Here is a 13,217-nt window from a genome sequence, read left to right as displayed (position 1 = left end):
GGCTACTCCTCCCGCGATGAGTGATCGTCATCTTTGCGGCGCTGTTTCTGTTGCCGCCCCAGTTCACGCACCGTCATCAGACTAACACCGGCAACCAATCCCACAACCCCGCCAAGTAACGCCGTGGCGGTGGTCGAAACCTTGCCACCTTCCGGGTTATGGATCAGAGGTAGCTCGGCACGCGGTGTCGGATGTTCAACACTGGATAATTGCGCAATCCCCTTGGTGAAACCAACACCTTCCTCATTACAACCGTAGCAAGGATGCCCAATACCGACTGGCCAGATCCCTCCCCCTACATCGCAGAACTCCAATGTTGGGCAGTTGCCATAGGTTTCCGGCCCTTTACAGCCTAAATGATAAAGACACCAACCTTGCCGGTGACCTTCATCACCAAATTGACGGGCAAAGCGGCCAGCATCAAAGTGCGGACGCCGCTCGCAGTTTTCGTGGATCAGGCGGCCATAGGCAAAGGTTGGGCGATTTTTAGCATCCAGCGCGGGTGGTCGCTGGAAGGTAATGATATGGGCCACTGTCGCCAGAAAGTTGTGCGGATTAGGCGGGCAGCCAGGAATATTAATAACGGTTTTGCCCGGCAGCACCTCTTGCAAACTAACCGCGCCTGTCGGGTTACCGCCAGTGGCAGGCACGCCACCCCAGGCAGAACACGAACCAATAGCAATAATGGCTGCGGCATGCTCTGCAGCTTCACGGATATGCTCAACAATAGGTTTACCGGCAACCATGCAGTAAATCCCACCGTCTTTCAGTGGGATAGAACCATCCACCACCAGTACATATTTCCCTTTGTACTTTTCAATTGCGTGGTGCTTGTTCTCTTCCGCTTGGTCACCAAATGCGGCAGATAGAACTTCATGGTACTCCATTGAGATAACACTCAGCAGCAGATTCTCAATGGTTGGATGAGTTGAACGTAACAGTGATTCGGTACAACCGGTACACTCCTGCGCACCAATCCAGATGACCGGCGGACGTTGGGGTGAACTCACTGTACTCGCGATTTCAGCGGCAGCCTTGCTGCTAAGACCCATGGTGGCAGCTAATGCTGCACAAAGTTTCATAAAATCACGACGGTTAACGCCATGCTGGGAAAGCATGTTTTTTCCCCTATTTTTTATTATTCTACTTATACCCACTAAATTCCAAGATTCAGGAAAACAGCAAGCGCACCTGCGACTTGAAAGATGACGGGTATACCCTTAGATAAAACATGATTTTGTGTTAATAGTTTGTAACCTTTGAAATTAAATTAAGTTGATCTTTATCAATGGATAATTGATTGAGTTAATACGAGGGAAATATCTGTGAACTAAAACCGTTTCAGCAAAACATTTCATTTGCCAGAAGATAGAAAATCTGTCAAGTCGTAATGCAGAGGATACAAATGGAATTGAATATCATTAACCGAGCACAGCCAATTAATGATATAACTTTAATTACATATTACTTACTTTAGTTATTTAACTGAAAATGAAAGTTCTATCTGGCTTAAAGATGAAATGAGTCTCTTAGCCCAATTAAGTAAATCTAATTGATAAGAAAAGCATAATTTAGCATTGAAAACATGGGGAAATTGCAATTTAAAAAACTCTTCTGACCCGCGCCAATACTGATGTAGAGTGTCCTTTCTGAACCTCTCAATGATCGATAAAAATCGGCAGAAAAGCAAGCATGAAAAATTCCCAATTATGTCAATAATTTACTAAAACTGATTATTTTAACACTTACCTCTCTTGCTCCCTGAGTCGATTAATCATTCAATCTTCCATTATCATTTGATAAAAAATAAAACAGGTTCTATTTGAAATAGATAAATCACAAAACGTGATTAGCTTTTAATTTATTCCGGGTAAAAAATATGAATTTCCAGCTCTCAGATTGTGAGTGATTTTATTAACAATTGGATATTTCAACGTACTATTTTGCTATTTTTGATGCTGGATATGATTGTTACAAAATAGATCTGCTCAGGATAATATCGAGTCTTGGCGTCCCTCACCAAGGGTATTCTTGGTTAAAATTTGAGCTTTAACAGTATAATGCATGCACCAACGCGAGGGGTTTAGTGACCGCTACACCCCTTCGCAATGGGCCAAATGGCCGTGATAGCGTAGTTAATTGCATATTTTATATATGAATCAATTTACTAGTAAATGAGTCGTGCTATGATAAATTTACCGGTCAATATTCAACCGGTTATGCGCTAAAAGGGGTTTCTTATGATCAAACCATTCATTGTTGTTGCTATCGCCGTTGCCACACTCAGTGGCTGCGCTAATAATAATACCCTTTCGGGCGATACTTTCAGCAGTTCTCAAGCCGGGCAAGCCCAAACAGTAACTTACGGCACTCTGGTTTCTGTACGTCCTGTGACTATTCAGGGTGGTGATGGAAATAACATTGCTGGTACAGTCGGCGGCGCTGTAGTGGGTGGCTTCCTGGGTAATACTATCGGTGGCGGTACCGGTCGTCGTCTTGGTACTGCTGCAGGTGCGGTTGCTGGTGGTGTTGTAGGCCAACAAGTTCAAAGTATGCTGAACCGCAGTAGTGGTGTTGAATTAGAAGTTCGCCGAGATAACGGCACGACTTTCCTGGTTGTTCAAGCCCAAGGGGTGACACAATTCCATGCCGGTCAACGAGTCACAATTGCAACTCATGGCAATACTGTCACCATCACTCCACGTTAATTTCATCAGCCACATATTCGCAATGCAAATATGTGGCTATTCCAACAACATTGCGGCGTCAAGGGTGCAGGGTCAATTGCATCACCGAAACCTGTTCACCAGACACCTGCCTCTGCTCGATCTCGTGCCATCCCAATTTACGATAGAGGGCTTGCTGGTCTGGGGTATAGAGATAAAGATGGCTAATACCAAATTGCCGACACTGCTCAATGCCTGCCTTGATCAATTGGGTGGCAATACCCCGTCCACGATAGGCGAGTGGCGTGAACACTTCACCTAACCAATACTGGCGTTCCTGAATATCATTCAGTTCATATAACATGACACTGACAGTCCCGGAAACTCGTCCATCATCAGCCAATATTAATAATGTAAATTCTTTATTCAGCCCAGAATTGCGCCGTGCTAATCGTTCGGCAATTTCGCTGGCGGAAGACCAGCGGGTCAAATCAGACCATTGTGCTTGCAGCATTTCGGCAATTTCAGGGACTAGATGAGGATGTTTTTCCAGCTTCTCAATATTCATTTTCGTGTGACGTCTGTACCATTAGGATGAACAGTAATAGCCTATTTCCCGCTACGGGTAAACATTGGCAATATAGCTAATCCGGCGTAGGCTCAGGATAACCACTGCTACCAAGATCAATGCCATACTTAGTAAAATCCAATTCTATTCCCGGCCAGTTAACCGTATAAACATCACCCAAACCATAATTCACACCATTCAGTGGATGGGATAAGTACTTAGTAAAGTTCCCTAGCAGGAATTTATCACCACTGGCACCTAGATAACCCACACCAAAAGTTTGTCCATCCATATTGGTGTAGAACATATGTTCTTTGCCCACAGCAAACTCTTTAACATCAGCGGCACGGAAGCTCACACCGGAACCATAGACTTGATACAATTCATGACCGCCCCAAGTGTACAGGCGATTATCTTGTGTCAGAGCTGCGCTCCCAATATAGCGGGACTGTAACGTTTTCACGTTTTGCATAATGACAATCGGTGATGAAACTTCCAAATTGGTCAATGCTGCTGATTCATATTGATAACTGGGGTAATTCTGCCCTAAGTGGAAATGAGTGCCCCAGCCAATCACCGCACCATCGTCCAGCAATGCCGTGCCCCAGCCATTGCCCCCAGAAATATAGACTATTTTATCGGCATAATTTTTCAGGCCGCTGATCTTCCGCGGTAAGGCGGATAAACCTTTATAATCCTGATAGCCATAATGGCATTGTGACTGGCCGCCCCGAACATCATTACGTGTGGCTATCGGGCCCGTTCCGCCGTGCACATATTGAGTAAAACCCAAACCACAACCTTCATTATCACCAAAGCCCCAAACTGAATATTCGTTACTGTCATTAACGGTAACAGCAAAGCTGCCTTCATAAGCCGCCCCCATTAATGTGACTTTTTCTCCTCCTAAGACAATTTGGGTCGGCGTTACTCGAGTTAAATCCGCTTCCGGCGCGGTTGTCGCATAACGATTATTACCGCACTGGTTGTAACGGCACTCGCCAAGAAACCATAAAGTGCCATCGGCTTTTTGCATCAACGTGGTGTATTCACCAGCAGCGATATCAACCACACCGCTCAATACTTTGCAGGGGGTCGGGTTATATAGCACCTTGCTACCATTACACACCGTCGAGCCAGCCTCACCATAGAGGTCTTGCCCCCAGCTCCAAACATCTCCATTTTCATCTAAAGCAACCAGATGATAAATACCGCCGGCAATTTTACTGATACGTAATAAAGAGTTCGGCTCTCCTGGTGGGATAATCACCATTGCCGGTTTGGCTGTATCCGCATTACCTGAAATACCGTTTGCTCCATTGCCTTGTAACCCGTGATCACGATATCCCCATACCCAGAGCTTACCGTTAGAATCAATTCCTACCCCAGTATCAACCAATTCCGTTTGATCACTAAAAGAGATCACGCCCTTTAATGTTGTCTGCTTATATTCCGGGCTTTGGTAAGCCACTGCTTGTTTTTGGTCAAAGCCAAACACCACTAATGGCAGATAAACCGATGAGTTAATGCGTGCTGCTGCAATCTGATCATATTTATACCCGGTAGGAATCTCTGTCACTGTCACTTTAACCCAGCTCGTCAAAACTGGGTCTTGGGGAAAATGGTAGGCCAGATTAGTTTTCAACACACTGCTACTGCGCACTTGTTGGCTATAACTGTGGGTCCCGCTACTGACCAGACTCTCGGTCACGATATCTGCCAGTCGAGCTTGTTTAGCTAACAAATTGCTACCATCAAGAGTAAAAGAAAGCAGTGCCGCTAATAAAGGTAATAACAACGCATACATCAGTGTTAGTGCGCCCTTTTCACCAGCCAGCGTTCGGAAAGTTTTTTTAATCATATTAGTGAGGATCATGGCTAAAAATCTCCGTAGCTCAACGTGGCATCACAATGTTGGAAATAGCGATATTAGGGGGCATCTTGAGCAATGAACCGATAAAAGCCGAAAAGACACTGGTATCACTGCGTTCAACACACAGCGTGACGCGATAAATTGGCACCCATCCCCATTGCGTTCGTTCACTAATAAAAGTCATTTGGGCTGCATCCACCGCGGTGAATGCGCCGTCAGCAGCAACACAATTATCATCCGTGGCATAAGACATAGTGAGTGGTTTACCATCTATCCAACTGTTATCAACCGTTGCATCACCGGCGCTGCCGGTTGTGAAATAAAAAGTTTCGAGGCGCACGGCGGTTGCTTTACCGGGAAATGTACTGCCTAACAAATTCAATGCCACTTTTGCCATATCATCGACCTCTGCGGGCACTATCTGTTTTCTCTCGTCATACAGATAAGTTCGCTCGCGAATAACAGAGGCAATAGAATGCAGAGTACGTTCGGCTTTGCCTCTATTGAGATTGAGCTGGCTGAGGTCTAGCACGAAATAAATCAGCACAATCAGTAAAGTGAATACTATCGATGCCTCCAGAGCCACAGCTCCATTAGCGGATTGCACCAAGGACTGTATTCCTTGGAATCGAGGGACTAACGACGGATTACGCCAATTCATAATGTTGGACATAAACAACCTTGCGACTCAGTAGGCTGTCTTTAAATGAAGACAGAAAAAATAGCTGGGCGAGAACTGGGCTGTACTGATACTTAATACTGTAAACCGCCAATTTCGCTCCACTTGCTGGTGTTGAAGCGAGGCAATTATTGGCAACCAATTCCTCTACCGTTCGACAATACAAAACATCCTCGATGGTTATCGCATCTGAGTTTCCCAACCAAGGCCATAACTGACTATTATTCTCCAGGCTGTGGATAAAGCTGGTGCGGTAATTAATGGAGGCACGGCTATCAAAAGAGGCTTCTCTGCCTGACTCAGCCACAGCAAGATCCAAGGCAGCCGAGATAAAGATAACTCGACAAATTTCGAGAAATAGAAAGACTAAAAGTAAAAATGGCCCAATCAATAGTGCAAACTCAAGAGAAATAGCGCCCGAATCAGACTTGACACGTTCTCTGATAATCAGCACCAGCTTGTTGCTATACATATAGCGATCCATAGGTTATCTGTTAGATAAAATGGGCGTAATGCCTCGTTAAAATAATTAATACAATAAGTGTTCATGAGTAGTACGTAATTACGCATACTCAAACTCGGCTTGTAAGATATCTAATGTCATTAAACGACAAGGAGAGATAAATTACAATAATAATAATCCCACCGAATATATATCAATTAAAAAAAACCATAAAACACTTTCAATTTAAACAACTTGCAATCTGTGCTCATAAAAAAATAATCTCTGATCACTTGTACGAATTTTATTTGTGATTAGTTTACATAAAGCATTTGATTTTTGGGCTAACAACATAGGGATTCATTGAATGAACTGTTGATTATTATGTTAAAAAAACCACGATAAATTTTGGTGGTGATTAATATCATAACGTTAAGACAAAGTTAATTTAATCATTATGGTAAGTATTAACTTTGAAAATCAAGATATCGCAGTTATCTTCAAAAAATCATTTTATAGTTCCGTTAATCCATTGTATTTCAAGACACTTTAAGGGTTTAGCATGCTACGATTAAAAATTAATAAAAATGATAATATACAAAATCAAATTGTTAAGGAAATCATAGAATTAACAAACAAGGGGGACCTAAAATTTGGTGATCATCTTCCCTCCATTACTGCAATGAGTGATTCATTATTAGTATCACGAACTTCAGTAATTGGCGCTTATGAAAAATTAGTTAAATTAGGGATCATTCAAAGCAAAGAACGAAGTGGTTATTTTATCTCCATTATTGTTGATAATAACCAAGGGGTAAAATTAAAAACAAAAATCATGTTTAAAGAGAAGGCTGAAAATAAGCTACAACAAGATAGGATTTATCATGCGAGGGACGTAGGAATTCCAGATGTATTTGTAAGAAAATTCCTCACGGAAATAAGGCTGCGCAAAAATGATTCTCCTGAGCTATTAGATATTAGGCAGCTAATGGCCGACACGCTATTCTCCATGCGTCGAATAAAGGCAAACTATAATGCCTCGATAGTCACCAAAAATGTGGTGTCATTCCTATTGACTGTCGCGGTAGCAATTAAGAAGAGAACACCCTGCCCAACTATCATCCTTGAATATCCGTGTTACAACAAGGTACATGATATTTTTACCTCACTTGGGTTTAAAATAATTCTGGTTCCCGTCGATCAGCATGGACTACAGGTGGAAAACCTGGAAAATCTTAATGCCGATTGTATTTATCTCACTCCCGCCCATCAATTCCCCACTGGAGCGGTATTAAGCCAGGAACGGCGGGATTATCTATCAGAGTGGTGTCAGAGGAATAATGTCTGGTTAATTGAAGACGATTCTTTATCACTGATGAATTTTGGCGAAAAGACCAGCAGCCCCATATACGTCAGTCATCCCAGTGAAAAGAACATCTATGTTTCATCAATGGCACTGATCCTCGGCAGCGAAAACAGCGCCAGTATTGGCATACTGCCCGCAGATCTGTATCCTGAAATCAGCCAGTTGGAAAGCATACTTTGCAGTGAAGACTCGCTACTTTGCTATCGTTTGGTTTCAAACTACTTACACTCGAATAGAGTGATCCGTGATATTGCCAATCTGGCACATAAAAGACGTAAAAAATACCAGCTCGCGACAGATGGCTTACGCAAAGCCTTTGGTCATCCCCAGATCTGGGGGGCACCCCGTTCGATCTACTTCTCGTTTTTCATACCTCCAGGGATTACAGTAGACCCTGATTCTTTTCCAACCAGCTTAATTCCTATGTCCACAATCTTTGATACTTTTGGCTTTAGCTGGCTGGGGCAGCGAATTATTTATCCCTTTGCCTCACTGGAGTTGGAGCAAATAAAACTGATCAATGACTATTTTCTAAAAATGGTACAAGAGCAGTAAGATGTTTTCCGTAACAATTATTATATCTCAAACTGAGTACTGATAAAGACTGCCGATTAGTGATGTTAAAAATAAAACAATCACTTGCCGGCAGATTTAATACATCAAGAATATAAACATTGTTCTTTCATTGTAAAATTTATGCTAAATAATAAAAATCTGTACCTAAATTTTATAATTAGCTGTGATTGATAAATAAAACACTTTGGCTCTACCATGATTGTGACTATCAAAATATAGTAAACACATAACTTATATACAGGATAAAACCGCCTATAAGTTATCTTTGCTAAATTTCATTTATAAAGGAATTATAATGTTTACTAAAGCCTCAAACATGGTATTGAACTCATCTGTATATCTGGCAGTTAAAGGTCAAGAAAAACTGCAAAATATGCTGACAAATGAAAAGGGTGTTACTGCCATTGAGTATTCAATGATCGCAGTAGCTGTTTCTGCAATGCTGTATATTGTTCTGGGTGATGGAACAAGTGGTGATAACTTCTTGGGTAAAATTATTTTAGCCTTCGAGAAAATTAAAGAAAGTTTAGATCAGTCTATTAGTGCATTCCCTACGCCATAGTAGGTAGCCTTAAGCTAACACTCACTTTTAGCCTATATTGGCTAGTAGTGAGTGTTACTCCCCATACATGTTCGAATGAGACCAATAAATTTATGTGGCTAAATTATGGGATCTTGCTAATTTGGTGTGGTCTCCTTATGAGAATCTGTTATACCGACATTCGATACAGGTTAATAAAAAATCAAGACATTCTTATATTACTGGTTTGCGTTATCAGTACACTGCTTATCTTTGATAAGCCATTTAACTATTCTTGCGCACTCATCACACTAGCCATCGGGTTTATTTTGGTCACGATAAATATCGTCGGTGCTGGTGATATCAAGCTACTCGCCGTTCTGGCGCTAACCTTCCCCGATGGCATTATTTTAGGCTACCTACTGGTCATGTCGATATTGGGTTGTGGCTTAGCCATCATTGAATTTATCAGACTGAGATTTGAAAAACGGCAGTCACGTGGTTTGCCTTATGGCGTGGCAATAGCAGGAAGCTATTTATTTGTTCTTTATGACTTATTTATCACCTGAGATAAAAATTATACGGGGCTTGGAACGTGAATCAAAAAATAATCATGGCCATGGCGGTATTACTCATTTTAGTCGGTGGGCTGGGGATTTTTATTTTTTCTGGCAACAAGAATGATGGGCTCAGTGAAAATACTGGCACTCAAACAGAGAAAAAACCGGCCATAGAGCAAGTCTCTGTCAACTTTACTATTGCTAAAGTCGGGCTAAAAGCAGGTTCTATCATTACCGAACAAGATATAAAAATAGAGACAGTGTTGCTGGAGCCGGGACATTGGTTAGTAGAAGAACAAGATGCCGGTCAGTTATTTATGGTCGGTTATGTCACATTGGTTGATATCAATGCAAATAGTCGTATTCGTACCAGCCAGATTGCTATGCCTGGTTCCCCTGCCTATTTATCGCAAATGGTTACACCGGGTTATCACGTTTATGCATTCAACTTGAGTGAGCAGCAAATTTCACAGTTAGCCGCGACGAAAGCAGGTGAATATATCGATATTTACTTTCGTTACAATATGATTATTTCCGGGTACAAAACACAAATTTTACAGCGTGTTGAACCTGAAATCCGTCGTATCGGAAATTTCAACGGCACCAAAATATTGCCTATTTTAAGTTCCAAAAAATTATTGTATATGGACCAAAATGCAAGCAATGGTGTGGTATCCAATATCAATAAAATGATGACAAAAGATACTAAGCCAGCGAACAAGAATACCGCTAAAAGCAAACCTGAAAGTAGTGCAAAACTATACGTAGAATTAAGTGATCATGACATTAAGCGGTTGTACACCATTGATCCTTACGGTGACTTTATTCTATTTCCGGCCAGTTTTGCTAAAAATAAAGCAAGCTCTACAGATGAAACGCTGCCAGAGACTATTCGTCAATTAAAAGGGAAAAAAGGATAATTTATGGTAAATAATTACCGGCCAAATCTGGATTTTTCCAGATACTTACCGTCACGGATCCTGGCAGCCTTTATTGCAATGGCATTAATGATAGGGAGTGCATTTTCTCAAGATATATATATGGAGAAAGGTGAAGCACGCACCCTAAAAGTCAATGCTGCGGTCGATACGGTATTCATCTCAAATCCCGATGTTGCTGACTATGAAGTCATTGATGAAAAACAAGTCGTAATATTTGCCAGAGAAAATGGCCGGGCCAGCCTTGAGATTTATGGTGGAGATAACAATGCCACCCTAATGACAATGAGTATTATTGTTGACCCACTACTGGGTAATATAAAAAAAGAAATGGCTGAAGAGTATCCCGGTAGTGATATCGATATCAAAAAATACGGTGAAGGTTATGTATTGACTGGCACAGTACCGGATGAAGATGCCAGAGAAGGTATCTATATGACTGTAGGTCAGGCATTAGGGCTGAAAAGGAAAGAGACTGAACTCAAAATTAAACCCGGTTCTGTTAACTCTATCGGTGGCGATGATAGCAACGATACGCCGATCGATTTTATGCAAAAAGTGGTTTTTGAGGGATTGGTTAATCGCCTGAAATTGCCTACAACAAACCAAGTCAATGTAAAATTGACCGTTGTCGAAGTGACAAAAACCTTCATGGACAATGTTGGGGTTGATTGGAGCAATGCCGGATTGGGGGCAGGACAATTTAACCTGACAAAATTTAGATTCGATGCCAATTCATTAAATAGCCTGATTTACGCTATTAAGAACGACTCTATTGCACGCATCTTGGCAGAACCAAATTTATCGGTGCTCTCTGGTGAAACAGCTGACTTTTTAGTCGGCGGTGAAATTCCGATTGTGACAACTTCGATGGCTGGTTCCACCATTACCTATAAAGAGTTTGGTGTAAAGCTGGTGATCGCCGCCAAGGTTGAAAGTAATAACAAAATAAAACTCAACCTGAGTGAAGAGATCAGTAGTTTAGATGGCCAATATGCTTTGGGTGACCTCAATATTCCTAAATTGCGTTCACGAAAAGCCAGAACGACCGTGGAACTTGGTGATGGGGATAGTTTTGTACTGGGTGGCCTATTAAATGAAAACGAAAAAGAATCACTATCGGGTATTCCGTTTATTAGTGATATTCCGATATTAGGTGCTTTATTCCGCCGGACGGGTGCCGAACGAGAACGTACTGAGTTAGTCGTGGTTGCTACTGTCAATCTGGTTAAACCCATTTCATTTAACAAAGTGGTATTGCCTAATTTTGTACGCAGTAACCTCGCAGAGCGTTTCTTTAATATCAGCGCCATACGCGAATCAAAATCTCGCAAACAAGTTACTGAGTTTCTTGATAAGGGAGGATTTGCACAATGATCCTTCGCCGATGGTTAGTCATGAGTTCTCTGCTTTTTACATTTGGGATGTCGATCTTCTCTGCTCAGACGCTGGCTGCATCAGAGGGGAATCCATCACAATTAATGAGCCGTGTCTCTGAACATACTCTCTATACGAACACGGTGATAGATAGAGAGATTTTGATCGGTGAGGTGCTACAGAATTACCGGAAATTGAGTGATGCCGTGATATTGATTAACGGGTACCAACCTGCTTTTCGTCATTTAGCTTACGATATTCGTGCACAATTAATTTCAGCTAATATTTCTCCTTCATCTATTTATATGCAACCAAGTTCTACTGGGTCTAATATGCAAAATCACGGGTTAATTACCCTATCATTGGAGCAATACCGCGTTCCACAATATACCTGTAACTACCATCGGCAAGATTATAAATACCGAGATAGGGATAAGGTAGGTTGCAGTGTTGAGAACCTTCGTAACTTAAGCATTATCAATAAAAAATAATATTCTCTATTTATCATCATTAACAGGTATTTCTGAATGCTATTATTCTCTAATAACGATAAATCGGAGACATCCACCGATAAAGATACGGTTGTTCTTATTTCGGCGCGTGCTTCTTGGATGGATGAAGTCAGTAGCCAATTAGTGTTGAAGAATGTCAGTAATATCCAGAGGATTACTGACAACTTTCTTAAAATAGAGTCACTGGATTTATCATCAACAATCCACACTGTCATTATTGATATCGAAAATGCCACTAACACACAAAAAATAACGAATAAAATCAATACTATTCTGCTAAACACAGCTAGCTGCCTAGTGGTTGGTGATAGTGATTCAATTGTTTTATCGCAACAATTTGTGCAGGCTGGAGTAGATTATCTTCATTACCCTTCACAACTCACGGATATTGTTGCACGCGTAAAAAGTACCCGGCTGGAATTGAGTAATAAACGCTCAGCAATTAAAATTAGTGTGCTGGGATGCAAAGGTGGGATTGGCACCTCGACTATCAGCTACCATCTGGCACAACGTATCGCAGTCAATAACCGTGTTCCGGTATTACTGGTACAGGGGCATGGTGGTTCTCAGGATATAGATATTATTTCTGACCATATACTGGACAATGATGTAACGGAAGTGACAGATTACCTTTCCATTAAGAAGAATGGTGGTGAGATAACATCAAACTTCTATGACCCGTTACTGGAACGTTATAATTTTTCTATTTTTGATTATCCTGTTTTTAATCTTGATAAAGAGAAAATTGAACATATTTTAAATTTTTCTGATTGTGTAATTTTTATTATCAGTCATGACTTGGCATCACTACGGGTTGCTAAATTATCACAAGAAGTTAATCGCTTTCTACAAACAGTCGGTAATGGTGTTAAACGCGAATTTACCTGTTTGAATCAGATTAAGCCCGCAGGGGGAGCAATTCTATCCCTTGGGGATTTAACTGCATTACTTAACAATGAGATATCAGCACAAATTATCTATCAGCGCCCACCCAACGATCCTTCTAAGCCACTAAGACTACAAGGAAAACCAGCGGAATCTTTAACTGTTCTGGCACAAAAAGTCTTGGGACAAAATCCGACATCACGTAAATACACCAGTCATCTTTCTGGCTTGATGCAACGTTATTTAAAAAAGTAG

13 protein-coding genes are annotated in these 13,217 nt (G+C 41.4%); 8 read left to right on the top strand and 5 right to left on the bottom strand.

Annotated elements, in window-relative coordinates; all coding sequences use genetic code 11:
* Positions 1-2: 2 nt before the first annotated feature.
* Positions 3-1,118: a hydrogenase 2 small subunit gene (gene hybO, locus DJ58_RS13760; RefSeq protein ID WP_004711888.1), complete on the bottom strand. Its 1,116-nt coding sequence runs from the start codon at positions 1,116-1,118 to the stop codon at positions 3-5.
* 1,122 nt (positions 1,119-2,240) lie between these two features.
* Here hybO and DJ58_RS13765 point away from each other — a divergent pair.
* Positions 2,241-2,708, top strand: a complete 468-nt coding sequence (locus DJ58_RS13765; RefSeq protein ID WP_004711890.1) for an outer membrane lipoprotein — start codon at positions 2,241-2,243, stop codon at positions 2,706-2,708.
* A gap of 58 nt (positions 2,709-2,766) precedes the next feature.
* On the opposite strand, the gene DJ58_RS13770 is transcribed toward DJ58_RS13765, so the two are convergent.
* The 4 genes from DJ58_RS13770 to DJ58_RS13785 all read right to left on the bottom strand — a co-directional run bounded on the left by DJ58_RS13770 (position 2,767) and on the right by DJ58_RS13785 (position 6,258).
* Entirely contained in the window at positions 2,767-3,234 is a 468-nt protein-coding gene (locus DJ58_RS13770) for a GNAT family N-acetyltransferase (protein WP_004711891.1), read from the bottom strand.
* Between the two features lie 76 nt (positions 3,235-3,310).
* Complete coding sequence (locus tag DJ58_RS13775) at positions 3,311-5,110, bottom strand: RCC1 domain-containing protein (RefSeq protein WP_004711893.1); 1,800 nt, start codon at positions 5,108-5,110, stop codon at positions 3,311-3,313.
* Positions 5,111-5,129: 19 nt separating this feature from the next.
* The gene (tadF, locus tag DJ58_RS13780; protein ID WP_080544677.1) at positions 5,130-5,780 is read right to left on the bottom strand and encodes a tight adherence pilus pseudopilin TadF; all 651 of its coding nucleotides are present in this window, start codon (positions 5,778-5,780) and stop codon (positions 5,130-5,132) included.
* Positions 5,755-6,258, bottom strand: a complete 504-nt coding sequence (locus DJ58_RS13785) for a TadE/TadG family type IV pilus assembly protein (RefSeq protein ID WP_032911788.1) — start codon at positions 6,256-6,258, stop codon at positions 5,755-5,757. The genes tadF and DJ58_RS13785 overlap by 26 nt, the downstream gene beginning before the upstream one ends.
* Positions 6,259-6,790: 532 nt before the next feature.
* On the opposite strand from DJ58_RS13785, the gene DJ58_RS13790 reads away from it, so the two are divergent.
* From DJ58_RS13790 to DJ58_RS0121715, 7 genes are all read left to right on the top strand, one after another.
* Positions 6,791-8,149, top strand: coding sequence for an aminotransferase class I/II-fold pyridoxal phosphate-dependent enzyme (locus DJ58_RS13790; RefSeq protein ID WP_004711898.1), 1,359 nt, complete (start codon positions 6,791-6,793; stop codon positions 8,147-8,149).
* 316 nt (positions 8,150-8,465) lie between these two features.
* Entirely contained in the window at positions 8,466-8,732 is a 267-nt protein-coding gene (locus DJ58_RS13795; RefSeq protein WP_032911790.1) for a Flp family type IVb pilin, read from the top strand.
* A 92-nt stretch (positions 8,733-8,824) separates the two neighbouring features.
* The gene (locus tag DJ58_RS13800) at positions 8,825-9,259 is read left to right on the top strand and encodes an A24 family peptidase (protein WP_032911792.1); all 435 of its coding nucleotides are present in this window, start codon (positions 8,825-8,827) and stop codon (positions 9,257-9,259) included.
* Between the two features lie 26 nt (positions 9,260-9,285).
* Positions 9,286-10,170, top strand: coding sequence for a hypothetical protein (locus DJ58_RS13805; RefSeq protein WP_032911793.1), 885 nt, complete (start codon positions 9,286-9,288; stop codon positions 10,168-10,170).
* Positions 10,171-10,173: 3 nt separating this feature from the next.
* Positions 10,174-11,565: a type II and III secretion system protein family protein gene (locus tag DJ58_RS13810; protein WP_004711905.1), complete on the top strand. Its 1,392-nt coding sequence runs from the start codon at positions 10,174-10,176 to the stop codon at positions 11,563-11,565.
* A complete protein-coding gene (locus DJ58_RS13815) occupies positions 11,562-12,056 on the top strand; it encodes a hypothetical protein (RefSeq protein ID WP_032911795.1) in 495 nt (164 codons plus the stop codon). The genes DJ58_RS13810 and DJ58_RS13815 overlap by 4 nt, the downstream gene beginning before the upstream one ends.
* A gap of 36 nt (positions 12,057-12,092) precedes the next feature.
* The gene (locus DJ58_RS0121715) at positions 12,093-13,217 is read left to right on the top strand and encodes a CpaE/TadZ family protein (protein ID WP_050413913.1); all 1,125 of its coding nucleotides are present in this window, start codon (positions 12,093-12,095) and stop codon (positions 13,215-13,217) included.

The organism is Yersinia frederiksenii ATCC 33641 (assembly GCF_000754805.1).
Classification (GTDB): domain Bacteria; phylum Pseudomonadota; class Gammaproteobacteria; order Enterobacterales; family Enterobacteriaceae; genus Yersinia; species Yersinia frederiksenii.
This window is presented reverse-complemented; position numbering and strand designations above follow the sequence as displayed.